This is a genomic window from Polynucleobacter sp. AP-Nino-20-G2, from assembly GCF_018688235.1.
Taxonomy (GTDB): Bacteria; Pseudomonadota; Gammaproteobacteria; order Burkholderiales; family Burkholderiaceae; genus Polynucleobacter.
Genome location: NZ_CP061313.1, coordinates 200,785 through 225,880, shown reverse-complemented (window position 1 = coordinate 225,880; position 25,096 = coordinate 200,785). Strand labels below are relative to the sequence as shown.

General features: G+C 47.7%; 24 protein-coding genes. 9 read left to right on the top strand and 15 right to left on the bottom strand.

Translation table 11 applies throughout. The annotated features are described in order from the left end of the window. Position 1: 1 nt before the first annotated feature. The 4 genes from lptE to FD960_RS01190 all read right to left on the bottom strand — a co-directional run bounded on the left by lptE (position 2) and on the right by FD960_RS01190 (position 4,876). Complete coding sequence (gene lptE, locus FD960_RS01205) at positions 2 to 529, bottom strand: LPS assembly lipoprotein LptE (protein WP_215299341.1); 528 nt, start codon at positions 527 to 529, stop codon at positions 2 to 4. 17 nt (positions 530 to 546) lie between these two features. Beyond that, a complete protein-coding gene (gene leuS / locus FD960_RS01200; protein ID WP_215299340.1) occupies positions 547 to 3,219 on the bottom strand; it encodes a leucine--tRNA ligase in 2,673 nt (890 codons plus the stop codon). Between the two features lie 70 nt (positions 3,220 to 3,289). Beyond that, positions 3,290 to 4,090 carry a 4-hydroxy-tetrahydrodipicolinate reductase gene (dapB, locus tag FD960_RS01195; protein WP_215300527.1) on the bottom strand — a complete coding sequence of 267 codons (801 nt, stop codon included), beginning with the start codon at positions 4,088 to 4,090 and terminating at the stop codon, positions 3,290 to 3,292. Between the two features lie 66 nt (positions 4,091 to 4,156). Then, positions 4,157 to 4,876, bottom strand: a complete 720-nt coding sequence (locus FD960_RS01190) for an outer membrane protein assembly factor BamE (RefSeq protein ID WP_215299339.1) — start codon at positions 4,874 to 4,876, stop codon at positions 4,157 to 4,159. A gap of 43 nt (positions 4,877 to 4,919) precedes the next feature. Here FD960_RS01190 and fur point away from each other — a divergent pair, with 43 nt between their 5' ends. Next, positions 4,920 to 5,378, top strand: a complete 459-nt coding sequence (gene fur, locus FD960_RS01185) for a ferric iron uptake transcriptional regulator (protein WP_215300525.1) — start codon at positions 4,920 to 4,922, stop codon at positions 5,376 to 5,378. Between the two features lie 107 nt (positions 5,379 to 5,485). Here fur and gap read toward each other — a convergent pair whose 3' ends face one another. Together gap and tkt are read right to left on the bottom strand one after the other, a co-directional pair. Continuing rightward, a complete protein-coding gene (gene gap, locus FD960_RS01180; RefSeq protein WP_215299338.1) occupies positions 5,486 to 6,514 on the bottom strand; it encodes a type I glyceraldehyde-3-phosphate dehydrogenase in 1,029 nt (342 codons plus the stop codon). 53 nt (positions 6,515 to 6,567) lie between these two features. After that, entirely contained in the window at positions 6,568 to 8,562 is a 1,995-nt protein-coding gene (gene tkt / locus FD960_RS01175; protein ID WP_251369809.1) for a transketolase, read from the bottom strand. A gap of 44 nt (positions 8,563 to 8,606) precedes the next feature. Between tkt and FD960_RS01170 the strand changes: the two genes are divergently transcribed. After that, positions 8,607 to 9,368 (top strand): 16S rRNA (uracil(1498)-N(3))-methyltransferase, encoded by a 762-nt coding sequence (locus tag FD960_RS01170; protein ID WP_215299337.1) that lies wholly within the window; start codon positions 8,607 to 8,609, stop codon positions 9,366 to 9,368. Positions 9,369 to 9,395: 27 nt separating this feature from the next. Here FD960_RS01170 and FD960_RS01165 read toward each other — a convergent pair whose 3' ends face one another. Both FD960_RS01165 and FD960_RS01160 read right to left on the bottom strand, forming a co-directional pair. Continuing rightward, a complete protein-coding gene (locus FD960_RS01165) occupies positions 9,396 to 10,016 on the bottom strand; it encodes a barstar family protein (RefSeq protein ID WP_215299336.1) in 621 nt (206 codons plus the stop codon). A gap of 138 nt (positions 10,017 to 10,154) precedes the next feature. Continuing rightward, entirely contained in the window at positions 10,155 to 12,482 is a 2,328-nt protein-coding gene (locus tag FD960_RS01160) for an NADP-dependent malic enzyme (protein WP_251369808.1), read from the bottom strand. A gap of 84 nt (positions 12,483 to 12,566) precedes the next feature. On the opposite strand from FD960_RS01160, the gene thiL reads away from it, so the two are divergent. Genes thiL through FD960_RS01145 form a run of 3 tightly spaced genes read left to right on the top strand, consistent with a single transcriptional unit; the run spans position 12,567 to position 14,682 of the window. Then, positions 12,567 to 13,589, top strand: coding sequence for a thiamine-phosphate kinase (gene thiL, locus FD960_RS01155; protein WP_215299334.1), 1,023 nt, complete (start codon positions 12,567 to 12,569; stop codon positions 13,587 to 13,589). Continuing rightward, positions 13,586 to 14,161, top strand: coding sequence for a phosphatidylglycerophosphatase A (locus tag FD960_RS01150; RefSeq protein ID WP_215299333.1), 576 nt, complete (start codon positions 13,586 to 13,588; stop codon positions 14,159 to 14,161). Before thiL ends, FD960_RS01150 begins: the two co-directional genes overlap by 4 nt. Beyond that, positions 14,158 to 14,682: a CinA family protein gene (locus FD960_RS01145; protein ID WP_215299332.1), complete on the top strand. Its 525-nt coding sequence runs from the start codon at positions 14,158 to 14,160 to the stop codon at positions 14,680 to 14,682. Before FD960_RS01150 ends, FD960_RS01145 begins: the two co-directional genes overlap by 4 nt. 17 nt (positions 14,683 to 14,699) lie before the next feature. On the opposite strand, the gene corA is transcribed toward FD960_RS01145, so the two are convergent. After that, the gene (gene corA, locus FD960_RS01140; RefSeq protein ID WP_215299331.1) at positions 14,700 to 15,671 is read right to left on the bottom strand and encodes a magnesium/cobalt transporter CorA; all 972 of its coding nucleotides are present in this window, start codon (positions 15,669 to 15,671) and stop codon (positions 14,700 to 14,702) included. Between the two features lie 74 nt (positions 15,672 to 15,745). Here corA and pyrF point away from each other — a divergent pair, with 74 nt between their 5' ends. Continuing rightward, positions 15,746 to 16,591, top strand: a complete 846-nt coding sequence (gene pyrF, locus FD960_RS01135; RefSeq protein ID WP_215299330.1) for an orotidine-5'-phosphate decarboxylase — start codon at positions 15,746 to 15,748, stop codon at positions 16,589 to 16,591. 21 nt (positions 16,592 to 16,612) lie between these two features. Here the strand turns inward: pyrF and mtgA are convergent, their stop codons facing one another. From mtgA to mpl, 6 genes are read right to left on the bottom strand one after another with little or no spacing between them, the layout of a single operon-like run. Continuing rightward, positions 16,613 to 17,356: a monofunctional biosynthetic peptidoglycan transglycosylase gene (gene mtgA / locus FD960_RS01130; RefSeq protein WP_215299329.1), complete on the bottom strand. Its 744-nt coding sequence runs from the start codon at positions 17,354 to 17,356 to the stop codon at positions 16,613 to 16,615. Positions 17,357 to 17,377: 21 nt separating this feature from the next. Next, positions 17,378 to 18,280, bottom strand: coding sequence for a shikimate dehydrogenase (gene aroE / locus FD960_RS01125; protein ID WP_215300523.1), 903 nt, complete (start codon positions 18,278 to 18,280; stop codon positions 17,378 to 17,380). A gap of 45 nt (positions 18,281 to 18,325) precedes the next feature. Continuing rightward, on the bottom strand, positions 18,326 to 19,186 hold the full coding sequence (locus FD960_RS01120) for an energy transducer TonB (RefSeq protein WP_215299328.1): 861 nt from the start codon (positions 19,184 to 19,186) through the stop codon (positions 18,326 to 18,328). Beyond that, complete coding sequence (locus FD960_RS01115; RefSeq protein ID WP_215299327.1) at positions 19,170 to 21,158, bottom strand: ribonuclease catalytic domain-containing protein; 1,989 nt, start codon at positions 21,156 to 21,158, stop codon at positions 19,170 to 19,172. The genes FD960_RS01120 and FD960_RS01115 overlap by 17 nt, the downstream gene beginning before the upstream one ends. Positions 21,159 to 21,160: 2 nt before the next feature. Next, positions 21,161 to 21,889 (bottom strand): 3-oxoacyl-ACP reductase FabG, encoded by a 729-nt coding sequence (gene fabG, locus FD960_RS01110; RefSeq protein ID WP_215299326.1) that lies wholly within the window; start codon positions 21,887 to 21,889, stop codon positions 21,161 to 21,163. A gap of 5 nt (positions 21,890 to 21,894) precedes the next feature. Further along, positions 21,895 to 23,301, bottom strand: a complete 1,407-nt coding sequence (mpl, locus tag FD960_RS01105) for a UDP-N-acetylmuramate:L-alanyl-gamma-D-glutamyl-meso-diaminopimelate ligase (protein ID WP_215299325.1) — start codon at positions 23,299 to 23,301, stop codon at positions 21,895 to 21,897. Between the two features lie 26 nt (positions 23,302 to 23,327). Here mpl and FD960_RS01100 point away from each other — a divergent pair, with 26 nt between their 5' ends. From FD960_RS01100 to accB, 3 genes are all read left to right on the top strand, one after another. Then, positions 23,328 to 23,855 (top strand): TlpA disulfide reductase family protein, encoded by a 528-nt coding sequence (locus FD960_RS01100; protein ID WP_215299324.1) that lies wholly within the window; start codon positions 23,328 to 23,330, stop codon positions 23,853 to 23,855. 249 nt (positions 23,856 to 24,104) lie between these two features. Continuing rightward, positions 24,105 to 24,554 (top strand): type II 3-dehydroquinate dehydratase, encoded by a 450-nt coding sequence (gene aroQ / locus FD960_RS01095; RefSeq protein WP_215299323.1) that lies wholly within the window; start codon positions 24,105 to 24,107, stop codon positions 24,552 to 24,554. 36 nt (positions 24,555 to 24,590) lie between these two features. Then, positions 24,591 to 25,055 (top strand): acetyl-CoA carboxylase biotin carboxyl carrier protein, encoded by a 465-nt coding sequence (gene accB / locus FD960_RS01090; RefSeq protein ID WP_215299322.1) that lies wholly within the window; start codon positions 24,591 to 24,593, stop codon positions 25,053 to 25,055. The last annotated feature ends 41 nt before the right edge of the window (positions 25,056 to 25,096 follow it).

Here is a 25,096-nt window from a genome sequence, read left to right as displayed (position 1 = left end):
TTTAGAAACTTTTTACCTGCGGCGCTATTGCAGAAGCGGCAACACGACGCAAAATCTGTACTGCTAGATCGCGACGCATGAGAGAAAGAAATTGCTGCATCTGAACATCGGTCGCCAAAACAGTGGAGACCGAGAAGTCCATATCTCGCGTCATATAAATTTCTGCTTCAGGAACAATGTCGGCACCACTAACGTCATATGCCCTAAATCCAACGCGGATATTGAGGCGGTAGGCGGAAACCTGACCATTTGAGCTGTATGCCAAGATCTCTCGGCCATTGATATCGCTAGTAATTTCCAGGATGAGGTCGGCATCTTTTGGATTAATTGCCAGCTTCGCATCTGTACCCGTCAAAATGGCTGTTTGCAGATCGGCGCGCAATGGCGGGGAAGGATTGCCAGTAATGGCAATTACCTTAAATGGCAAATCTACCATTCCCCTTAAACGATAGCCACAAGCAATCAGCCCGCTGACCGGAGCCAAAGCAAATAAACCCAACACAGCACGTCTAAGAGGATTCACGCTCATGTCTTTAGCTTCTTCAGTTAGGCAACGATATTAATTAAACGACCAGGCACCACGATGACCTTCTTTGGAGTGGCGCCATTCAAAGCTTTCACAGCAGGCTCACTTTGCAAAGCCAATGCTTCAATTTGTTCCTTAGTCGCATCCGCCGGCACACGAATATCGCCACGCAACTTGCCATTAATTTGCAGCGTGATGGTGAGCTCGGTCTGAACGAGCGCAGCCTCATCTACTACTGGCCAAGGTGCATCCAAAAGAGCTCCAAAAGATGTCTCGTAAGCAATTGCTTTCCAGAGGGCATGCGTTAAATGCGGTACCACTGGATACAGCACTCGAATGAGAATACTCAAGCACTCACGCAATACTGCGGGGCGCACTGCGGCCCCTGCATCCAATTTGATTGGCTCCAAAACATTAAGCATCTTCATCGCCGCGGATACAACGGTGTTGTACTGGCGACGTTGATAGTCAAAGTTAGCCTGTTTGAGGATGGAATACACCTCACGACGCAATTCTTTTTCGGCATCATTCAAATCACCGGGCAATGCTTCGCCAGCTGAACGAATCGCATCTGCCTGACTGCTTGAATACATCCAAACACGACGCAAGAAACGAGAGGCGCCATCTACGCCAGCTCCAGACCACTCGAGCTGCTGCTCTGGTGGTGCAGCGAACATCACGAACAGACGTGCGGTATCAGCACCGTACTGATCAATTAATGCCTGAGGATCAACGCCGTTGTTCTTGCTCTTGGACATTTTCTCCACGCCGCCAATAATGACGGGTGTACCACTGGCATCACCCTTCAACTTGGCCCCTTGTGGGCGACCCTTTTCATCTAGGTCTAACTCTACGTCTAGAGGATTTAACCAAGTCTTCTTGCCATTAGCCTCTTCGGAGTAATAGGTTTCGTTGAGTACCATGCCTTGGGTTAGCAAGTTTTGGAACGGCTCATCAAAGGTGATGAGATTGAGGTCGCGCATGACCTTGGTCCAAAAACGCGCATAGAGTAAATGCAAGATCGCATGCTCAATACCGCCAATGTACTGATCCATTGGCATCCAGTATTCATTACGCTCATCGACCATAGTCTTTGCATCTGGGCCGGTGTAGCGCATGAAATACCACGATGAATCCACGAAGGTATCCATCGTGTCTGTTTCGCGACGGGCGGGTTTTCCGCATTGAGGACATTTCACATTCAGGAAATCGGCGCGCTTGTTCAGTGGGTTACCACTGCCATCTGGTACGCAATCTTCTGGCAATACGACTGGCAAATCCGCTTCAGGCACAGGAACAGCGCCACAGCCTGGATTCTGCTCATCGCCACAATGAATAATCGGAATTGGCGTACCCCAGTAACGCTGACGAGAAATACCCCAGTCTCGCAAACGGTAAGTGGTTTTAATTTCACCAATGCCCATTTTTTCTAAATCGGCTGCAACTGCGTTTACCGCCTCTTCGTGGGACATGCCATCGTACTTGCCGCTATTGAGACAAACCACATCGTCTTTTTGCGCATACCAATCTTGCCAATGGCTTGTATTGAACATCTCAGAAGGCGCACGCAAAGCAATCACTTGCTTAATCGGTAAATCATATTTGAGGGCGAAAGCAAAATCGCGTTCGTCATGCGCAGGGACACCCATGACAGCACCATCGCCGTAAGACATCAATACATAGTTGCCCACCCAAACCGGTACGGGCTCATTGGTTAAAGGATGAGTCACATACAGGCCGGTGAACATACCTTCTTTTTCTTGAGTAGCTAGGTCGGCCTCAATCACACTGCCAGTTTTGCATTTTTCAATAAACGCAGCTAAAGCAGGATTGTGAACGGCAGCCTGAGTCGCCAAAGGATGTTCAGCCGCTACCGCGCAAAAGGTCACACCCATGATGGTGTCCGCGCGCGTTGTAAAGACATACAACTGACCATCTTGGATAAAGTTGCCATGCGCATCGGCGATGTCGTGTTTAAACGCAAAACGCACACCACGACTTTTACCAATCCAGTTTTGCTGCATGGTCTTGACACGCTCAGGCCAACCCAAGCCGTCTAAGCCTGAAAGTAATTGCTCAGCATATGCAGTGATGTTGAAGTAGTAACCAGGAATCTCCCGCTTTTCAACCAAAGCGCCTGAGCGCCAACCGCGCCCATCAATTACCTGCTCATTAGCCAAAACCGTTTGATCAATGGGATCCCAGTTCACCACTTGAGTCTTACGGTAGGCAATACCTTTTTCAAGCATCTTCAAAAAGAGCCATTGATTCCAACGATAGTAATCTGGACTACAAGTAGCTACTTCACGCGACCAATCAATTGCTAGACCCATCGCTGCCATTTGCTTTTTCATATAAGCAATGTTGTCGTAGGTCCATTGCGCTGGCGGCACTTTATTCTGAATCGCCGCATTTTCCGCAGGCATACCAAAGGCATCCCAGCCCATCGGCATCAACACGTTATATCCCTGCATACGCAACTGTCGCGCCATCACATCATTGATGGTGTAGTTACGAACATGCCCCATATGCAACTTACCAGATGGGTAAGGCAACATAGAACAAGCGTAGTACTTTGGCTTTGGTTTACCAGAAGCGTCTACGGCATTCTCGGTAACTTTATACACTTGCGCACTATCCCAATCAGCTCGCGCTGCCGACTCGATACTGCGGTGGTCGTAATCCTTACTCATTCAATACAACTCTTTTCTTCTATTTTTATTGACTAATTAATATTGGTTAACAGTGATCATCTTTGATGATTTACTTGCGAAGACCAAGTACATCTTGCATGTCATACAAACCAGTGGCCTGAGCTTGCAAGAAACGTGCGGCACGCAATGAACCTTGGGCATAGGACTGACGGCTAGAAGACTTATGGCTGATTTCAATGCGCTCACCATCACCAGCAAATAACACGGTGTGGTCACCTACGATATCGCCACCCCGAATAGTCGCAAAACCAATCGAGCCTTCTTTACGCTCACCGGTATGGCCTTCACGGGCATAGACAGCTACATCATCCAACTTCTCACCCAACGCATCGGCGATCACCTCTCCCATCTTCAAAGCGGTTCCAGAAGGAGCGTCTACCTTGTGACGATGATGAGCCTCAATAATCTCGATGTCGTAACCTTGGTTCAGCATTTTTGCTGCAATCTCCAGCAACTTGAAGGTCGCGTTGACGCCAACACTCATATTGGGGGCAAACACAATCGCCAAATTTGCTGAAGCTTTTTTAAGATTGTCGATTTGTTCAGCACTTAAACCCGTTGTGCCAATAATCATTTTGCTGCCAGTCTTTTGCGCTACCGCAAGATGCGCCATCGTGCCCTCTGGGCGAGTGAAGTCGATTAAAAATTCAGCCCCAGTCAAAGCCTTCGAAATATCAGATGTAATCGCTACGCCTGTTTTTTTACCCAAGAAAGCGCCGGCATCTTCACCCAACTGCGGGCAAGAGTCATGCTCTAGTGCGCCTACCAATTCAGCATCGGGACTATTTAAAACAGCCTCGATCAACATTTTTCCCATGCGGCCAGTAGCACCGGCAATTGCGATTTTCATCATTTATATCTTCGTTTCTTATTAAGGTTGCTGAAAGAGTTCACTCAGCATCAACACAAAAAATCTTTATTTAGCTTCACTAGCCTGCGGAGCATTCAGAGCGCCGGGGCCTAACTGCTGGAGGTCGGGCTGAGCTTCTGGCTGTTTCTTTGAAAAACTAAAAAAGTCCCAAAAAGAACTGCTGGTAGTAGCGGCAGGCACAACCGCACCAGCAGGCAAATTATCTGTTGGACTAGGAACCAGTAACTCAGGCTGCTGTAAAGGAGGTGTCACTGGAGGCTTGTTAGAACCAGTCATCACATCCCAGAATGATCTCTTGGTTTTTGCGTAGCCATCGATTTCAGCGACTAACTCGACTTCGGTTGGCAATGCATCACCCTGGAATTTAACCAACTTATCACCTTCAAAAAAGACCGTCACGCGACGGTCTTTGCCCATCACTTGACCGGCACGCTTGAATTCAAAAACGTAGTCCCAGCGATTGGCGTGGAAATAACTTGCAAGCAAAGGTGTGCCCAAAATTTGACGAACCTGCTCGCGACTCATCCCCACTTGCAACTTCGCGTATTGCTCACTAGAAATAAAGTTGCCCTGCACCACGTCTGGCACATAAGGACGAAATACTTTATTCATCCAGGCGCGCTGGGTTTCATCTACCGCACTAGTGCAAGCAGAAATAGCAAAAGAGCCCCCAATCACAGCGATCAGCAGCCCAAAACGAGCAAGGCTAAACACCCTAGAAATAGAGTTCAAAAGACGGGTAAAAAGTAGAGGGCAATTTTGCATGGCAGGCCGTATCATTAAGACATTGATTTTAGCTCCCAAACCCATGAATATGAACCAAAACCCGACTCCTGCAGATTTACGCGACATTGGCCTAAAAGCTACTGGTCCACGCATGAAAATCCTGGATTTTTTCCATCAAAACGGCGGCACGCATTTCAGTGCAGAAGACGTCTTTATGGCCCTAGCCAAAGATGACAAGGAAATTGGTTTGGCAACGGTATATCGGGTGCTCACCCAGTTTGAACAGGCAGGACTTCTACTGCGTAGCCACTTTGAGTCTAGCAAGGGGGATAGCAGAGCCATTTATGAGCTCAATGAAGGGCAACATCATGACCACTTGGTTTGCCTAGATTGCGGCCATGTAGAGGAGTTTGTGGATGAGGCAATCGAGAAAAGACAGCGCGATATTGCTAAAAACCTTGGTTTTAAGCTCCAGGAGCACTCTTTAGCGATGTATGGGCACTGCCAGAAGAAGAATTGCCGTAATAAGCCAAAGCTATAAATTTCTGCAAGATAAGAGCAAATAATGAAAAAAGACCTCAATTGAGGTCTTTTTTACATCATTAACAGAATTTTAACGGCTGTTAATGCATATTTCCGGAGAAATTCTTATTTCACAGCCATCAATGCTTCAGCGGCATTGAGCATCTGTACTGAATAACCCCACTCGTTGTCGTACCAAGCCAAGACTTTCACAAGCTTGCCATCGGCAGAAACGCGCGTTTGGGAGGCGTCATAAATACTAGGACGCGGGTCGTGATTGAAATCGATGGATACCAAAGGCAAGGTATTGAAGCCCAAAATGCCCTTCAACTCACCTTCGCTGGCTGTTTTGAGGATGGAATTGACTTCATCCACGCTCGTAGCGCGACTAGCGGCGAAAGTTAAATCCACTACAGAAACGTTGATCACAGGAACGCGCATCGCAAATCCATCAAAACGACCTGCTAAAGCTGGCAATACCAAACCAACTGCTTTTGCTGCACCTGTTTTGGTAGGAATCATGCTGGTCACTGCGGAACGGGCACGGCGCATATCCTTGTGATACACGTCAGTCAATACTTGGTCATTAGTAAATGCGTGAATCGTGGTCATCAAACCAGACTCAATGCCAATCTTCTCTAACAGTGGTTTCACCAATGGAGCCAAACAGTTGGTTGTGCAGCTCGCATTCGAAACAACGATATCGCTTGGCTTAAGTACCTGTTGGTTTACGCCGTAAACAATCGTGGCATCCACGTCTTTTTCACCAGGAGCAGAAATAAGCACCTTCTTCGCGCCTTGGGAGATGTGAACCATGGCCTTCTCTTTGGAAGTGAATTTGCCAGAACATTCCAAAACCAGATCCACACCCAACTCGCCCCATGGGGTTTCCAAAGGATTGCGTGTTGAGAACATTTTGATGCGATCGCCATTCACCACCATGCAATCGCCATCTACTGTTACTTCAGCAGGAAAACGGCCGTGCGCGGAATCATATTGCGTAAGGTGTGCATTGATATCGATATCGCCCATGGCATTAATCGCCACGATTTTGATATCCCGTCTTGGCTTGCCATTCACTTGATCTTCATACAAAGCACGCAAGACCATGCGACCAATACGACCATAACCATTAATTGCGACACGAATTGTCATTCCATTCCCCTTACTAATATTAAATTCTTAAACCAACGTTGTTGAGCTGAGCTTTATTTCTGTGCAATGCATTGCTTTACAGTTTTGGCAATCTGATCAACCGTTAAACCAAAGTACTCGTATAACTGCGGCGCAGGTGCTGACTCACCAAAGGTATCCACACCATGCACAGCTGCGCAACCGTACTTCCACCAGAAATCACTCACGCCTGCTTCAACAGCAATGCGCGGAATATTGGCCGGCAATACTTTTGCTTTGTAGGCAGCATCCTGTTGATCAAATACTGTTGTAGACGGCATCGACACTACGCGAATGCCAAGGCCTTCAGCTTCTAGACGATCCGCTGTTTGTAATGCCAAGGCAATTTCAGAACCAGTAGCAATGATCACTGCGTCAATCTTTGTTTTCTTTGGGTCACGTAGAACATAGCCACCGCGAGCGATATCTTTAATCTGCTGGCTATTACGTGAAACAAATGGGCAATTTTGACGACTGAAGATCAATGCGCTTGGACCGTTCTTACGCTCAACCGCAGCACCCCAAGCAACGGCGCTTTCAGTGGTATCGCATGGACGCCAAACCATTAGGTTCGGAATCAAACGCAAGCTAGCTACATGCTCAACTGATTGATGGGTTGGGCCGTCTTCACCCAAACCAATGGAGTCATGTGTAAAGACGAAAATGCTACGCAACTTCATCAATGCTGCCATACGCAAAGCATTGCGACTGTAGTCAGAGAAGGTGAGGAAAGTGCCGCCAAACGGAATGTATCCGCCATGTAAAGCGATACCGTTCATGATGGCGCTCATACCAAATTCACGAACACCGTAATTGATATGGTTACCCCATTGATCCGCGCGCACTGGTTTGCAGGTTGACCAATTTGTTAAATTAGAACCAGTTAAGTCAGCAGATCCACCCATGAACTCTGGCAACGCAGGAGCCAAAGCCTCGATAGCATTTTGACTTGCTTTGCGAGTAGCGATAGTTTCCGCTTTAGATTGACACGTCTTGAGATATGCATCAAGCGTAGATGAAAAATCTTTAGATAAATCACCTTGCATGCGACGCTGCAATTCAGAAGCTAACTCTGGATATTTATTTCTATACGCTTGGAATTCTTTATTCCACTCGTGCTCAGCAGCTTGTCCACGTTTCTTGAAGTCCCAAGCCTCATAAATATCATTCGGAATTTCAAACGGCGCATACGGCCAGTTCAATGCCACACGCGTTGCAGCAATTTCCGCAGCGCCCAAAGGAGAGCCATGCACCTTATCGCTACCAGCCATATTGGGTGAGCCTTGACCAATAGCAGTCTTACAGCAAATCAAGGTTGGTTTGTCACTCTTCTTCCCTTTCGCAATCGCCTCGGAGACCGCTTCAGCACTATGACCATCCACATCGCGAATCACATTCCAACCATAAGCTTCGAAACGCTTTGGCGTGTCCTCGTTAAACCAAGAAACGACTTTGCCATCAATGGAGATACCGTTGTCATCCCACAGCGCAATCAACTTATTGAGTTTGAGTGTGCCCGCTAATGAACAGACCTCATGACTAATGCCTTCCATCAAACAACCGTCACCTAGAAATACGTAGGTGTAGTGATCAACAATATTGTGACCAGGGCGATTGAATTCTTCAGCCAATAATTTTTCCGCAAGCGCCATACCGACTGCATTAGAAATGCCCTGACCCAGCGGTCCAGTAGTCGTTTCTACGCCAGGTGTAATTCCATACTCAGGATGTCCCGGTGTTTTGCTATGCAGTTGACGGAAATTTTTCAACTCACCAATTGGTAAGTCGTAACCAGTCAGATGCAACAAGGAATACAACAGCATCGAGCCATGACCATTTGATAAAACAAAGCGATCTCGATTCATCCAATGCGGATCCGTCGGGTTGTGCTGTAAATGATCGTTCCATAGACCGACTGCGATATCGGCCATACCCATCGGCATTCCAGGATGACCTGAATTGGCTTGTTGAACTGCATCCATGGATAAAGCGCGAATGGCATTGGCCATACGAATTTGAAGGTTTGACATCGTAAATTTGGTCTCGAGGAAAATAAATTAGCTATATTTCAGTAATGCCTCAATTTTATCTTCCCGGCCCATGGGAAACCCAAAAGCCAGCCACCCTCACTTCCGAGCTTGCACATCATTTGCGCGTTCGACGGATTCAGGTCGGCGAATTCTTCCCCATCTTTGACGGTGAGGGCCATGTAGCCAAGGCAAAACTGCTATCTCTGAGCAATAAAACTGGGGAGGCCGAGTTAAGCGATGTTCGCCAAGATACCCACCGTGAGAGCCCTTACGCCATCACTCTGGCCCAAGGGCTTGCTGGAGGCGATAAGATGGACTGGATCGTTGAAAAGGGCATTGAAACGGGGGCTCAAGTGATTGTGCCGCTTCAGTGCGAACGTTCCGTGATTAAATTAACCCGCTCAAGCGATGCTGAACGCGCCCAAAAACGGGTATTGCATTGGCAAGGCATTGTTCAGGCAGCCTGCGAGCAATGCGACCGGACTGTCTTTGCTACGGTTGAGCCAATACAAGTTTTTCAAAGTTATCTACAAAAGCCTCAAAAAGCTAAACTTAAGCTACTTTTAAGCCCAGATACCGACAAAAGTCTGTATTCAGTACTGATTGAAGAAACGCCGCAAGACGTGATTCTGATGATTGGGCCGGAAGGTGGCCACTCGCCAGAGGAGGAGGCATTGGCAGCGGCTGCAGGTTATCAAATCGTTTCTTTGGGCGACCGCATATTACGGACTGAGACTGCTGGGGTAGTTGCCATCACTGCCGTACATAGTGTTTGGGACCCAGAAATGCAAAAGCGCCTCAAATAGAGGCGCTTTTCAGAGTGCTGAATGCTTTTAAGCGAATGAGTAGAACACGCGATAAGGTGTACGACGCTCAGACCAAAAGTCCACCGCATCACGGAATACATCCAAGAGCGTTTCACGGGCTTCCTTGTCAAACTTCTGGGTACAAGGCAAACCTTCGAGCACCACAACGAAACCAGGCTGTGGACCTGACTTATCTACTGTGGTGGTTAAAGCATCTAGCAATGGGTCAAAATTCTTGGCCTGCTGCTTAGTAAATGAGTAAGCAATCGCAATCGCCTCTAAAACCTCACCCTTAGTCATGGCATTAGCGCAATTAGCGTAAATGAAATGTTGGCCGAGCTCAGTAGCAGCTTCCTGTAGATCCGGAGTACGGAAAGCACGAATAGATTGCACAATATTAGGGCGCACACTGCGCAACATTGCCGGCGGTCCGGCATCGCGAACTGCCAAAGCGGCACGCCAAGAAGCTGTCACTTTTTTCCCCGAAACTTGATTTGCTGCATAGGTTTGTAAACGAGATAAGCCACCCTCAGCGTAGATGTTGGCCGCAGAGGACTCAGTTTCAAGTCGATCATTGCTATCCCAACTTTCAGCCCGACTGTGTTCGTCAAAGCCTACTGTGGTGCCGTTTTCAGAGCGATTATTCATGATGGGTGCTAGGTTACCCTTAACACGCCATCAAATCAAGCCCAATTACAGTGTATTTTATATAAACCATTGATTTATATAATAATTATTTATGTTAGTTACTGCTAACTAACATAAATAAAGCCAGTTGCTTAGGTATTAAGCAACCCCTCTCGCATTGCTTGCTGCCTCAACTACAGCCAAAGTAGTGACATTCACGATACGACGCACTGTTGCTGCTGGTGTCAGGATATGGATTGGTTTGGCCACACCTAAAAGCAGCGGTCCAATTGCAATTCCATTGCCTGCGGCAGTCTTCAGTAAGTTGTAAGAAATGTTCGCCGCATCAATATTTGGCAATACGAGCAAGTTCGCGTCACCCTTCAATGGGGATGAAGTTACAGCGCCAGCGCGAATGGTTTCATCCAAAGCGCTATCGCCGTGCATCTCTCCGTCAATCTCCAGACTTGGATCCGCTTTTTGAATCAAAGCGAGAACTTCGCGCATCTTCACTGCAGATGGCGCGCTGCTTGAGCCAAAGTTAGAGTGGGATAGCAGGGCGACTTTAGGGGCTATGCCCAATTTACGCATCTCGCTAGCAGCCATGAGTGTCAGTTCAGCCAACTGCTCAGCGCTTGGGTCAATATTAATGTGGGTATCTACCAAGAACACTTGGCGTCCCGGCAAAATCAAACCGGACATCGCGCCATAGACATTAGCACCAGGCTCACGACCAACCACCTCATCGACATATTTCAAATGGGTGGACAAGTTGCCAATGGTTCCACAAATCATGCCGTCAGCCATGCCTTTGCTGATCATCAGAGAACCAATCAAGCTATGGCGTCGACGCGTTTCTAGCTTGGCATATGACTCGGAAACGCCCTTACGCTCAGTCAAACCTAGATAGGTTTGCCAGAAATCACGGTAGCGCGAATCATTCTCTGGATTGACGATTTCAAAATCATCGCCAGATTTCATGCGCAATCCAAATTTCTCAATGCGATGCTCAATCACTGCTGGACGACCAATCAAAATTGGAGTCGCAAGATGCTCATCGATGATGATTTGCACAGCACGCAATACGCGCTCATCTTCACCTTCAGCAAACACGATGCGTTTTTGATTTACAGGCACACGCTTAGCAATACTAAACAATGGCTTCATCAAAGTACCAGAGTGATACACAAATTGTTGCAACTGATTGCGATACGCATCAAAGTCTTTAATCGGACGCTGCGCTACGCCATCATCCATCGCCGCTTTTGCAACCGCGGGAGCGATGACTGTAATCAAGCGTGGGTCAAATGGTTTTGGAATTAAATATTCCGGGCCAAACGAAAGGTTCTCAATACCGTAAACAGAAGTCACTACCTCGCTCTGCTCAGCTTGCGCCAACTCGGCTACAGCCTTGACCGCTGCCACTTCCATACCGCGAGTAATCGTTGTAGCGCCAACGTCTAAAGCACCACGGAAAATGAATGGGAAGCACAAAACGTTATTGACTTGGTTTGGATAGTCGGTACGCCCAGTAGCCATCACCGCATCGGGACGAACTTCCTTCACTTCCTCAGGAAGAATCTCTGGAGTTGGGTTCGCTAAGGCATATACCAATGGCTTAGGTGCCATCTTCTTCACCATGTCTTGCTTGAGTACGCCACCAGCGGACAGACCCAAGAAAATATCCGCGCCTTCAATCGCTTGATCCAATGTGCGCAATTCTGTCTCTTGGCAGAATGGCTCTTTCTCAGGATCCATTAATTCTTTACGGCCCTTATAAGCAACACCCGCTAAATCGGTTACCCAAATATTTTTACGCTGAATACCGAGGTCAACCAATAAATCTAGACAAGCCAAAGCAGCTGCGCCAGCGCCAGATGTCACCAACTTCACATCGCCAACATTTTTTCCAACGACTTTTAAGCCATTCAAGATTGCCGCTGCAACCACGATTGCCGTTCCATGTTGATCATCATGGAAGACTGGAATCTTCATGCGCGCTTGCAACTTGCGCTCAACCACGAAACAATCCGGCGCTTTAATATCTTCAAGATTGATACCACCAAAAGTGGGCTCAAGCGCTGCGATGATTTCTACTAATTTGTCAGGATCGTTCTCATTGACTTCGATATCGAATACATCAATGCCAGCAAACTTCTTAAATAGAACCGCCTTACCTTCCATCACTGGCTTACTGGCCAATGGCCCAATATTTCCTAAGCCTAGTACCGCGGTACCGTTAGTAATCACACCGACTAAATTGCCGCGCGCTGTGTAGCGGAAGGCATTGGCAGGATCTTTTGCAATCTCTTCACACGCCGCGGCAACGCCTGGGGTGTAAGCCAAAGCGAGGTCTCGCTGATTGGTTAACTGCTTTGTTGGGGCAATTTCGATTTTTCCCGGAACAGGAAACTCGTGATAGTGGAGAGCTGCTGCTCTTAAATCCGCTATTTGTTGTTCTTTGCTGCTATTGCTTGGTTTACTCATCAGTTCACTCATCAATAAGACGTATTCAAGTCTCCAATTCTATTCCTCTCGGATGAAAGACTCCCAAGAGCCATAAAATGGGGCATGCAATCTCAATCCACCCAACTTGGCGAATTCGATCTGATTCAGCGTTTCTTTAAAACGCAATCGGAAGCCATGCTCGCCAATGGCGCTGGATCAATAGAGCTTGGCATTGGTGATGATTGCGCCTTATTGAGTCTCAAACCAGATGAAGAACTGGCGATTACTACCGATATGCTGGTTGAAGGCAGGCACTTTTTTGCAGGCGCCAACCCTCAATGGCTCGGATGGAAAGCCTTAGCAGTAAACCTCTCAGACCTAGCAGCCATGGGGGCTCAGCCCCTAGGCTTCACACTGGCACTTGCCTTACCAAGTTCTGATTCAGTCTGGCTAGAAGCCTTTAGCAAGGGGCTATTTGCAATTGCCAATCAATTCTCCTGCCCGCTGATTGGCGGCGACACTACCGCAGGCCCACTCAATATTTGCATCACCGCTTTTGGAGCCATTCCAAAAGGGAAATCCATTCGAAGATCAGGGGCATTAGCTGGTGACGATATTTGGGTTTCTGGAGAAGTGGGTGACGCGCGACTTACTCTTGCTGCACTGCGTCATGAAATCACATTGGCTGACGGTGATCTTGAGCGCATTCAATCTCGCATGCACCAACCAAGCCCTAGAGTTGAGCTTGGATTAGCCTTACGAGAAATCGCGCACTCCGCTTTAGACATCTCTGACGGTTTATTGGGGGACTTACGACATATCTTGAAGCAATCCAATAAGGATGCGGAAATCCTTTTGGACCACATTCCTAAATCAGCTACCCTACTTAAACAATCCATCGCCATTCAAAATCAATTTGCTGCATGCGGTGGAGATGATTACGAGCTCTGCTTCACCGCCGCCGCCAATCAACGGGCTGCGATTGAGGCGATCGGCGCAAACTTGAAGCTTCCATTGACACGAATTGGCAGCATCATGCCAATGAAACACGGCGCTCCTAAAATTAGTCTCATTAGCGCAGACGGCATGAAACTAAGCTCACCAGAAGCGCAAACCCTCCTTCAATCATTCGATCACTTTGCATGAACCAGCCATCAGATAAACCTAGCGCAGTGCACCCAACATACAAGTGGGTATTTGGTTCTGCAAGCCGTGCCCTCGCCTTTGGATTGGGTAGTGGGTTAGCGCCGATTGCACCCGGCACAGCAGGAACGCTGTGGGCGTGGGCCGCTTTTCTACTGGGTCAACTGTTTTTAAGCGCCTCAGAATTTCTTTGGTTGATTTGCGGCGGGATCCTATTGGGTTGCTGGATATGTGGACAGGTCAGCGAAGAATTGGGGAAAAAAGATTTTGGCGGAATTGTGTGGGACGAGATCGTCGCTTTCTGGCTCGTCCTAGTGCTCATCATGCCAACTTCGATCTGGATGCAATTTCTGGCATTCGCCCTCTTTCGTTTTTTTGATGCTGTTAAGCCAGGTCCAATTGGCATGATTGACGCGCATTTCAAAAAAATGGAAGGTAGCAATGACGCCACCCCTTCAAGTACTGGTCAAATTTTATGGCGAGGCTTTGGCATCATTGCCGATGATATTGCTGCTGCAATTTTCACCTTGCTTACTATCGCACTAGTACAAATAGGAATCCAATATTTCTCATGAAAAATAATATTGATCCACAGCATGAGGTGGCGAGAGCCATAGCCCATGTCTTACTCGGCAGAGCTTGGAAAATTGCACTGGCTGAATCTTGTACTGGGGGCTTGGTATGCGCCACCCTAACGGATCTCGCAGGCTCAAGCGAATGGTTTGAACGAGGCTTTATCACTTATAGCAATCAAGCCAAAATCGAGTGCCTAGATGTACCAGCAGAAACGATCCAATCATTTGGAGCGGTTAGTGAAGAAGTAGCTAGAGCCATGGCAGAAGGAGCAGCAAGCAAAGCTAAGGCAGACGCCGCAATCTCCATTACTGGCATCGCTGGCCCAAGCGGTGGCTCAGTAGAGAAACCTGTGGGCACCGTTTGTTTTGGGTGGGCACTCAAAGGACATGAGCAAAATAATGTCACTGAAATCATCACTGCGACCAAACATTTTGATGGCGATCGCCAAACAGTACGAGAACAAGCGCGCGATTACGCGCTCTCTAAATTTTTAGAATTACTGAAACCTAAAAACGCTTAGTGATTGAAGCTTGGTTGTTAGCGCGAGCTCAGCCAGCCCTTGTGACGGAAGTACCATAAAGGGATCATCGCTGAAATCACCATCGAAATAATCGCAACTGGATAGCCCCAAGCTTCTTCTAGCTCTGGCATGTAACGGAAGTTCATGCCCCAAACACTTGCTAGCAAGGTTGGCGGCATCAATGCAACGGATACCACCGAGAAGATCTTGATGATCTTACTTTGGTTCAAATTAATAAAACCAACTGTCGCATCCATCAAGAAGTTAATCTTGTCGAATAAGAAGGCAGTATGGTTTTCTAATGAATCAATATCGCGCAAAATCTGACGCGCTTCTTCTTGTTGCTCATCAGATAGTAATTTGCTACGCATTAAGAAAGATAATGCACGCCGGGTATCCATCACATTACGACGAATACGACCATTAGTATCTTCTTCTTTCGCAATCGTTTCGAGAACTTCTTCGGCGTCATTGTCAGTAATGTCATCTTGAAGAACGCGCTTACCGGCTTGCTCAAGATTTTCATAAACCTCTTCCAAGGCATCGGCAGAATATTCTGCATCCGTGGAGTACAAATCGAGCAGCACATCTTTCGCATTGCTCACAGACCCAGGGCGTAAGCGCGCGCGTAAGCGAACCAAACGGAATACTGGCAAATCTTCATCATGAATAGAGAACAAGACCTGCTTGGTCATGACAAAAGCGACTCGTACGTTACGAGAAGTCTCTTCTTCGTCCAAGAGAAAATCAGTGCGAATGTGGAGATGGCCGTCATCCGCCTCGAAATAGCGAGCAGAAGCCTCTAAATCGCCTAAATCATCTAATTCTGGGAGAAGTACGCCAAAAGCCTCTTTAATCCACAGGAGCTCTTCCTCCTCTGGGTCAACAACGTCGATCCAGATAGGATTTGAGTATTGCAACAATTCATTGCGATCTTCGACTTGCTCTTGAGAGAGGCGGCCATTTTGCAGGACGAACAAGTTGATCATGGTGAACTCCTAAGGAATGTGCGCTAGTTTATCCTATAGAACATGACAGTTTCACTAAAACAAGCCTAAATCGAATGAACTCCAGCTCAAATACCTTTACCCAGCAACTCCAATCCGCATGGGCTTCCCAAGGCAGCATGCTGTGTGTGGGCTTTGATCCAGACCCAAAACGCCTACCCCTATCACTACAAGGGAAACCAGAGGGCATTTTTGAATTCTGTCGTGAAATTGCCGATGCGACTGCGGATGTGGTCTGCTCCTTTAAGCCTCAGTTCGCTTATTTCGCATCCCAAAGAGCTGAGTCCCAGCTAGAAAAGCTCGTGACCTACCTCAAGGATCGATACCCCCATATTCCAGTTATCTTGGACTCCAAGCGCGGAGATATTGGCAGCACCGCTGACCACTATGCCCTAGAGGCCTTTGAGCGCTATGGAGCCGATGCCGTTACCGTCAATCCCTATATGGGCTTTGACACCATCGAGCCCTATCTCAAGCATGCTGGCAAAGGCGTGATCGTGCTGTGCCGCACCTCTAACCCTGGAGGTTCAGACCTACAGTTCCTGAACGTTTCTCCAAATGGCGAACCCCTCTACTTGCATATCGCCAAGCTGGCTGCGGAAAAATGGAATCGCTCGGGGCAAATTAGCTTGGTCGTTGGCGCCACCTTCCCCGAAGAAATTGCCAAAGTACGTGAGATCGTTGGCGATATGCCCTTATTAATTCCGGGAATTGGGGCTCAAGGCGGCGATATTGATGCAACTGTGAAAGCTGGCAGCATTCCGAACAAACCAGGCACTGGGATGATGATTAACTCTTCTAGAGCCATCTTGTACGCCAGCTCAGGCAATGATTTTGCTGAAGCTGCCAGAGCGGTTGCGATTGCCACAAGAGATGCTTTGCGCACTGCGGCCAGTAAATAACGATTGCTTTAAGCAAGCGCCTTATCGGGTCTTGGCTTTTGGAGCGGGCGCCAAAGCTACCCGATCCATGTTTTCTAGAATGAAGTCCTGACGGGTCGGGAAATGAATATTGGCCCGGCGGCAATATTGCACCTTGTCGAAACATTTTGGAGCCGGCAAAGCCGAAGCTAAGACTGCTGCTTGCTCACGACTGAGCAATGCTGGGCTCACACCAAAATAATGTTGAGAGGCCGCGCCAATACCAAAAATGCCTTCACCCCACTCTACTGAATTGAGATAGATCTCATAAAGACGCTGTTTAGAAAGCATGGTCTCCAACAAACCGGTAATCAGCAGCTCTTGCGCTTTGCGTAAGTAATTTTGCTCAGACGACAGGAATAGATTTTTTGCTAACTGTTGGGTAATGGTTGATCCGCCACGCAAAGCAGTTTTGGACTTACCTCGTCCCTGTTGATTGAGTTGCGCATTTTTAGCCCAAGCCTTTTGCATATCTTCAACACGCACACCCATGTGTTGAAAAAAGATATCGTCCTCACTCACCAAGACGGCTCGCTTGAGATTCGATGAAATCTTGTCATAAGGCACCCAAGAAGACTGAATCGGGCACGACCATTGAAGACCACAAAGCCGCCAACGCTCCGCCCTCTGAAAAGCAGTGCTATCTGGATTAATCACTGCCCACAATCCAATCTGAATCACAAAGTAAATTTGCATAGCGACAAAGCCGCCAAGAACACACTTTAAGAAATATCGAAGCCAGCGCATCGATTACTCAGTCAGAAATGATTAAGCGCGTAACTCAGCCAAGACGGCACGAGGATCAATTGCTTTACTCAAGTCAGCGCCACGCCAGATTAAGAAGGCATCAGCAGCTTGCTCAACCAACATGCCCAAGCCATCGCTTACGCGCGCGCCTCTATGTAGGGCTTGCTGCATAAAGGCAGTCAATTTTCCATAAACCATATCGTAGGCAAACGATTGCGGAACAAAAATATGGCTTGCAGCGATGTCGCTAATCGGTGACTCGTCTGAGAGACCGGCGGCAGTAGCATTGATCACCAGATCAAAAGATGTCGTTTTGCTCGAGTCTTCCAACTCACTCAAAGTGACTGATTGCAAAGAAACATGGTGTGTGCTAGCCATTGAATGAAACAGGGCAACTAATTCATCGGCTTTAGCGGCAGAGCGATTGGCGATAGTGATTGCTTGAGGTGCCTGCTCTAGTAATGGGCCTAGCACCCCACGAGAAGCACCGCCAGCACCAAGGAGCAAAATACGCGACCCTTGAATTTGAATGCCTTGGGCCAATACATCTCGCACGAGTCCAGCACCATCGGTATTGTCACCAAAGATTTTTCCGTTTTGAATGCGCAAGGTATTTACCGCTCCTGCTAATTGCGCACGCGGCGTTAGTTCATCAGCAAACGCCTGGGCATCCAATTTAAATGGGATGGTGACATTCATCCCTTTACCGCCAGCTGCGAAAAATTCTTTAGCGACTTTCTCAAATTCACCGAGCTCGGGCTGCAAACGCCCATAGTGAATGGCCTGATCAGACTGCTCGGCAAATCGTTGATGAATCGCAGGCGATTTGCTATGGCCGATTGGATTTCCAGCAACAGCATAGACATCCAACCCTGGAAACTGGGCTGGATCAGTATGCAAGTCGGCAGTGTTTACATGATTCATATTCATGACAGGATAAGCGAAATTCTGAAACCCATTTCTAAATCATTAATGGCGTAGCTCTAGGCGGTCAGACCCATCTCGCGCGAACTCAAAGGTAGAAATCCAATCCAAGATATCAATCTGATTGCGCATTTCCATAGGGAATGGACCAAAAGGCGCAGAGGCTCGCACAATTGCTAAAGCCTGTCGGTCTAACTCAGGGTTTCCTGAACTTCGCCCAATACTCAAGCCGTCCTTACCTTGCGCATTGTTGGCAATGCGTCCTTGCGCATCCACACTCACCACAATCACCAAGCTGCCATACAAAGGTCGGCCATTAGCACGTGGAAAGAAAGCGCTACCGTAGGCCTCTATTTTCTGACGCATAGCGTCATAGTACTGGGCAAATACAACCGCTTTTGTACTGGCACCAGTTAACACCTTGCGACGTGGCTCACGACCATTGGCTTGTAAACGCTTTGCCAGTTCGGCCTCTAGGGAATTCAATTGTTGCGCAAGTTTCTTTTCATCTCCGCTCTTGCGACCACCCGATTGCCCCTGCTGCGCATCCAACTTTGCCAACATTTGCTTTTGCTGCTTTTCCAAAATCTCTAAACGCGCCTCCGCACCAAGTCTTGCTCGATGTACGGCTGTAGCATCTTGGTTGGAGGTATTGCCCCCTCCATGAAGATCTGCCTGAGCCAATTGATTCGCCTGCTTCGGAGCCACTTGATTACTGGCATTTACTAGCACCACGCTTAATGGCGTATTCAGGCGACGATTTTGAACTTCACTCATCCCCCAGCGGAAAGACAGAAAGATCAAGTGAAGCAATAGAGACACGCACAGTGCAAAGCGAAATGGGTAGCGTCGCCAAGCGCCCTGCATATATTCCAGAGACTGCGTGAGCTTAGGTGGGAGTTGCATTACTCTCAAGAACCTCAGGAGACTCAATCTGAAGAACGCGCACCCCAGCCGTTAATTGCAGAAGATCCACATCGGAAATCATGACTTCCGCACGAGTCATACGTGGATGGGTAGCAAGTTCAGGAACTGGCAAATGCAAAGGTATTGGCTCAACACGCGACATCCCTTCTTTGAGGTGTCTTACAAAAACTGATTTTGAATCACCATCCTGCACGATCCAACGTAAACACCAATATTTTTCGAGTCGATCTTGATATTCGCCATAGGCTTGATAGCAAGACTCAAAATCAGCGGCAATACCCATTAAGGTCGCATCCCGTGGTGGAAACGGTGCAACCATTTTGGCGGTAATACCGTGTTTCGCCAAAGCAAGGAGCTGCCATTGATTCACCAAGTCAGAGTAACGACGCAGTGGCGATGTGCACCACGCGTAGTAATCCAAACCTAAACCTTCGTGAGGACCTGGAGTGGTTTGCATACGAGTACGCAAAGGACCCCAACCCTTTTGAGTGCGAAAGAGCCCAGGTAAACCATGATCAGCTAGTAAGCGTCCCGAAGCGCTATTGCAATAAATCATCCACTCAGCAACGATCGTATCCAAGATCGATCCTCGCTGACGTGGCGTGATATCGACTCTCTGCACCCCTTCATGCTCTTTAATCTGAAAATGAAAATCTCTCGCCAAAGCATTCGAATCCAGCACGCCTAATTGCTCGGCGCGCAAACCATTCGCCACGCGCTGCTCTTGGCGCCCCGCATGCAATAGCTTGGCGGCAGACCACAAGACATTCAGTTCCTGACGATATGGAAAGTCTGAACCCTCATCCATCAAACTGGCTTCAGTCACTTGATGCTCTAGGTTCTCAAGGCGAAGATTGGAGGCCATTGGCACCATTTCCGCGCGCAACTGAAGAGATTCTTTATCAACAACGCCCTGCGCATCAATATCTACATAAATAGATAAAGCAGGTCGAGGGGCGCCCTCATCCAGAGAGAACTGTGCAATCACCGCATCGGGCAACATCGTAATCTTATCGCCTGGAAAATAGACTGTAGACATGCGGGTACGCGCGATGCGATCCAAGACATCATCTTTTGCAATCGCTAGACCAGGGGCGGCAATATGAATGCCAATCCGATACCCACCTTCTGATAAGGCTGTCACCGACAACGCATCATCGATTTCAGTGGTGCCGGAATCATCAATCGAAAACGCAGCAACATCCGCAAGAGGCAAATCAGAAATGGCCGCTTCTAAGGCTGCCTGATCAACTACTGCAGACGCATCATGAGCAGAGCCGCCTGGGAAATGCGCCTTTAAGAACATTCCTTGGTGATATTGCAAGGGCGAATCAATCGCGCCACAGCGAATCATGAGTTGCGCGGGCGATTCGCCAGACTCTGTGCAGGCGGAGATTAATGCTTTATATGCAGAAGTATTTTTATCCGGCGAGAAGAGTAGCTGGTTGGCTTGTGACTTTAGCGCCTCAGGAAACACTCCAGACACCAACTCTTGTTGCCAAGCTGCTTGTTGCTCTAATTCTTTTTGCTTGCGTTCGAGCGCAGCTAGACCCGCTTGCAACTGCTCCAACGGCGCACGTTGAAAACGTCCTCGCCCCTTGCGACGAAAGAAGACCGGCGCGCCTTGTAAAGCAATCGCCAAGCCAGTCTGTTGAGGCACCGTGGCTTGAGCGCCAAAGTATTCCTGCGCCACATCTACTAAGCCAAACTCTTCCTCCGGGGCGCAGTCCCACAGAAACTGCAAATCAATTTCCTTAGAAAGAAGATTGGCCTCATCCATGAGCGCCTGAGGCTCTGGCTTTTCAAAACGCAACCAGACTTCTTTTGCTTTGAGTTTGATCTTCTTACCAGAGAGACTTGTCGCCTGCCAGGACTCAGCATCTCCAGACCCGGAGGCGGACTGGACCGTGGCAACCTTGATGTCACCACCTTCTTCATATAAAAGATGCATGCTTAGAGAGAAATTCCGCCACTGGCCTCAAGCGCAACACCGTTCACATAACTCGCTTCATCGCTTGCTAGAAATAAATAGACATTCGCCATCTCTTCGGGTGTACCCAAGCGACCAAGCCAACTACGCTTTTCAATATCTTGCAAAATATTTTCAGGCATCGCCTTCACCATCTCGGTAGCGATAAATCCTGGGCAGACAGCATTTACACGAATACCTTTGGCGCCCAATTCACGCGCCCAGGTTTTAGTAAATCCGATCACTCCAAACTTAGTTGCCGAGTAATTGGTTTGACCAAAGTTTCCGTAGATTCCAACGACGCTAGACGCGTTAACTACCGCGCCTTTACCAGCCTCCAACATATGTGGAACGACTAGCTGCGTACAGTTGAAAACACCCTTGAGATTGACGTCAATGACAGTATCAAATTGTGCCTCCGTCATTTTGACCAAGCGTGCGTCTTGAGTGATGCCAGCGTTGTTAATCAAAATATCGATGCGTCCATGGCGTTGCATGACTTGATCGACTGTTGCCTGAATACTGGCACGATCAGTCACATTCATCACATAGGCTTCGGCACCAGGAATCTGCTCACAGGCCGCTTTCAGGGCTTCTGGGCTGATATCCGCAATCATCACCTTGGCGCCCTCTTGGGCAAATCGCTTTGCAGTAGCAAACCCAATTCCTTTTGCGGCACCGGTAATGATGGCTACTTTATCTTTTAATCTCATGCGAGTTACTCAGCTTTCTCTTTAATTGCAGCCAATATCTTTTGATGTACTCCACCGAAACCACCATTGCTCATGACCAAAATATGATCGCCAGGCTGCGCCTCTTTAGTAACCGCAGCTACCAATGCCGCCAAGTCATCATAGGCTGTGGCGCGATTCTTTTCTTGAGTATTCAGTGGTGATAGGACCTCATTCAAGTCCCAACCCAAAGATTCTTTACCGGTACTGGCTCCGTAGGCGAAGACTTTGTCAGCAGCCTCCAAACTAGCCGGAAGTTGCGCTTTCATCACACCAAGTTTCATCGTATTTGACCGAGGCTCAAGTACTGCCAAGATACGTGACTGACCAACACGGCGACGTAAACCATCGACAGTAGTCGTGATCGCTGTTGGATGATGCGCAAAATCATCGTAAACAGTAATGTCATTTGCCACACCAATCATCTCAAGGCGACGTTTTACATTTTTAAATGCAGCCAAAGCACGCGCTGCATCTGCCGGAGAAATGCCGATGTGATTGGCGGAAGCGATTGCAGCTAATGCGTTCAATTGATTATGTCGACCCATCACGCCAGAGTCTGGAGCCCACTGAACAGTGGCTACTTCCTTGCCGTTCTGCAAAACGATAAAGCCATCGCCCGCTTGTGAAATCAAAGACCATGCATTTTGTTTGTCTTGGCCAAACTTTTCTACGGGCGCCCAAGCACCTCGCGCAATCACTCTCTCCAAGGCAGGCTCTTCACCGTTCACCACTATCAAACCGCCACTAGGAACGGTACGAACGAGATGATGGAACTGCGTTTCAATTGCCACAAGATCGGCAAAAATATCCGCATGATCAAACTCAAGGTTATTTAATAAAGCGGTACGCGGGCGGTAGTGAACAAACTTACTGCGCTTATCGAAAAATGCAGTGTCGTATTCATCGGCCTCAATAACGAAATACTGACTATCTCCCAAGCGTGCCGAGACCGTGAAATTCAGCGGTACCCCGCCAATTAAATAGCCTGGCTTGTAATTGTTAAATTCCAGAATCCAGGCCAGCATTGCTGAAGTCGTCGTTTTGCCGTGAGTTCCAGCAACCGCCAAAACATGTCTACCAAACAATACTTGCTCACCCAACCATTGAGGCCCAGAGGTGTAAGGCAAACCTTGATTGAGGATGGCCTCCATCAAAGGATTGCCACGGGAGACGACGTTGCCAACTACAAATAAATCAGGCATCGTCTCAAACTGTAATAATTGATCGGGCGAGAATCCTTCAATGAGCTCTATGCCCTGCGCCTCGAGCTGCGTGCTCATTGGTGGATACACGTTGGCGTCACAGCCAGTAACGCGATGTCCAGCCTGCCGAGCGATTGCGGCAATGCCCCCCATGAAAGTACCGCAAATGCCCAAGATATGAATATGCATTGGCGAATTTTAGCTAAGGAGTTGTAGTGAATCGAAGACAGTGGATTTATATAGCCGGAATTAGCCTAGTGGCACTCTTATTAGGAGTTCTCACTTCCCAATGGATTTATAAAACAGGTTTGGCCAGCGAGCCTGCGATCAAGGCTTTTTTTGCCAATTCCTGGAAAACGCCTGACGGAAAATCCGTAGATACGGAGAATTGGCGTGGAAAAGTGCTCGTTGTGAACTTTTGGGCCTCCTGGTGCCCGCCTTGTGTAGAAGAAATGCCTACTTTGGATAAGTTACAGCAAGAATTTTCTTCGAAAAATGTCTTATTTGTCGGTATCGGTATCGATTCACCCTCTAATATTCGTGAATTTCTTCAAAAAACCCCTGTTTCGTACCCGATTGTCATTGGTGGCCTGGAGGGAAGCAATTTATCCAAACAAATGGGCAACACTCAAGGCGCGCTTCCATACACCATTATTATTAATGCAGGTGGCAAGGCTATCAGCAGTAAATTAGGAAAGATAAGCGAAGAAGAGCTCAGAAGCGCTATTAAATCTGCTTTATAAAGATAGTTAACGCCTCAAGCAAGAGGTTCGAATGATAGGAAACGAGGGATTTATGTACTCATTTTTAATTATCTTCGCTTAATTTCCTCAAAATTAGGGAAATTAATGACTCTTTTTGGGGCTTTCTCAAAAATTCTGGGGGTATACTTCCCTTGTGCTTGGTGAAGAATTACTTTCATGAAGTAAGCAGTTTTAGAGAAAAGCTTTACAAACCTAATTAAACCTAACTGCCTCTAAAAATATCGATCTATGTCGAAAAATACTTCAATTCTTGTCATTCAGGGTCCAAACCTCAATCTTCTAGGAACTCGTGAACCAGAGGTTTACGGCAAAACTACCCTGGAAGACATTCATACAAAGCTTGGCGCAATCGCCAAATCCCAGTCTATTGATCTTTCTACCTTTCAAAGCAATCATGAAGGTGAATTAATTGATCGCATTCAGAAGGCCAAACAAGATGGCGTCGATTTCATCATCATCAACCCAGGCGCTTTTACACATACTAGTGTTGCCCTGCGCGATGCCTTAGCTGGCGTTGCTATTCCGTTTACTGAAGTCCATTTGTCCAATATTCATCAGCGCGAAGAATTCCGTAAGCACTCTTATTTGTCAGATATCGCTACAGGCGTGATCTGTGGATTGGGTGCAATTGGGTATGAATTAGCGCTACAAGCAGCCATTGCCCGTTTACACAAATAAAGATTAACCAAGAATTACTCGAAAGGAAGCCTTTCCATGGATTTGAGAAAACTAAAAACCTTAATTGACCTCGTTTCTGAATCAGGCATCTCTGAATTAGAAGTGAATGAAGGCGAAGATCGCGTACGTATTGTTAATGCTGGCTCACCCGCTCAAGCCGGGCAAGTGGTTTACGCTGCTCCAGCACCTGCAATTCAAGCGGCAGCCCCTGCGGCGACAGTTGCAACTGCAGCCACACCGGTTGCCGAAGAAGCTCCTACTGAAACAGGTTTTGTATCTCGCTCACCAATGGTGGGGACCTTCTATCGCGCACCAAACCCAGAATCTCCAAACTTTGTAAATATTGGCGACACTGTCAAAGTGGGTCAAACCCTCTGCATCATTGAGGCAATGAAGCTCCTCAATGAAATTGAATCTGAAAAAGATGGTGTGATTAAGCAAATTCTCTGTGAGAACGGTCAAGGTGTTGAATTCGACCAGCCACTATTCATCATTGCTTAATCGATCTTCACTCGATTTATTCCAATCCACCGTTACTTAAC

Coding starts and splice junctions, on each gene's coding strand:
- tkt (WP_251369809.1), bottom strand. CDS start 8,562: ATGTCAAACCTTCAAATTCGTATGGCCAATGCCATTCGCGCTTTATCC.
- mpl (WP_215299325.1), bottom strand. CDS start 23,301: ATGCATATTCATATCTTGGGCATTTGCGGTACTTTCATGGGGGGCATT.
- leuS (WP_215299340.1), bottom strand. CDS start 3,219: ATGAGTAAGGATTACGACCACCGCAGTATCGAGTCGGCAGCGCGAGCT.
- mtgA (WP_215299329.1), bottom strand. CDS start 17,356: ATGCGCTGGCTTCGATATTTCTTAAAGTGTGTTCTTGGCGGCTTTGTC.
- aroE (WP_215300523.1), bottom strand. CDS start 18,280: ATGAATCATGTAAACACTGCCGACTTGCATACTGATCCAGCCCAGTTT.
- FD960_RS01120 (WP_215299328.1), bottom strand. CDS start 19,186: ATGCAACTCCCACCTAAGCTCACGCAGTCTCTGGAATATATGCAGGGC.
- fur (WP_215300525.1), top strand. CDS start 4,920: ATGAATATGAACCAAAACCCGACTCCTGCAGATTTACGCGACATTGGC.
- FD960_RS01115 (WP_215299327.1), bottom strand. CDS start 21,158: ATGCATCTTTTATATGAAGAAGGTGGTGACATCAAGGTTGCCACGGTC.
- FD960_RS01145 (WP_215299332.1), top strand. CDS start 14,158: ATGAAAAATAATATTGATCCACAGCATGAGGTGGCGAGAGCCATAGCC.
- FD960_RS01170 (WP_215299337.1), top strand. CDS start 8,607: ATGCCTCAATTTTATCTTCCCGGCCCATGGGAAACCCAAAAGCCAGCC.
- accB (WP_215299322.1), top strand. CDS start 24,591: ATGGATTTGAGAAAACTAAAAACCTTAATTGACCTCGTTTCTGAATCA.
- corA (WP_215299331.1), bottom strand. CDS start 15,671: ATGATCAACTTGTTCGTCCTGCAAAATGGCCGCCTCTCTCAAGAGCAA.
- pyrF (WP_215299330.1), top strand. CDS start 15,746: ATGAACTCCAGCTCAAATACCTTTACCCAGCAACTCCAATCCGCATGG.
- FD960_RS01190 (WP_215299339.1), bottom strand. CDS start 4,876: ATGCAAAATTGCCCTCTACTTTTTACCCGTCTTTTGAACTCTATTTCT.
- FD960_RS01165 (WP_215299336.1), bottom strand. CDS start 10,016: ATGAATAATCGCTCTGAAAACGGCACCACAGTAGGCTTTGACGAACAC.
- thiL (WP_215299334.1), top strand. CDS start 12,567: ATGCAATCTCAATCCACCCAACTTGGCGAATTCGATCTGATTCAGCGT.
- gap (WP_215299338.1), bottom strand. CDS start 6,514: ATGACAATTCGTGTCGCAATTAATGGTTATGGTCGTATTGGTCGCATG.
- lptE (WP_215299341.1), bottom strand. CDS start 529: ATGAGCGTGAATCCTCTTAGACGTGCTGTGTTGGGTTTATTTGCTTTG.
- FD960_RS01160 (WP_251369808.1), bottom strand. CDS start 12,482: ATGAGTAAACCAAGCAATAGCAGCAAAGAACAACAAATAGCGGATTTA.
- aroQ (WP_215299323.1), top strand. CDS start 24,105: ATGTCGAAAAATACTTCAATTCTTGTCATTCAGGGTCCAAACCTCAAT.
- FD960_RS01150 (WP_215299333.1), top strand. CDS start 13,586: ATGAACCAGCCATCAGATAAACCTAGCGCAGTGCACCCAACATACAAG.
- fabG (WP_215299326.1), bottom strand. CDS start 21,889: ATGAGATTAAAAGATAAAGTAGCCATCATTACCGGTGCCGCAAAAGGA.
- dapB (WP_215300527.1), bottom strand. CDS start 4,090: ATGAAAATCGCAATTGCCGGTGCTACTGGCCGCATGGGAAAAATGTTG.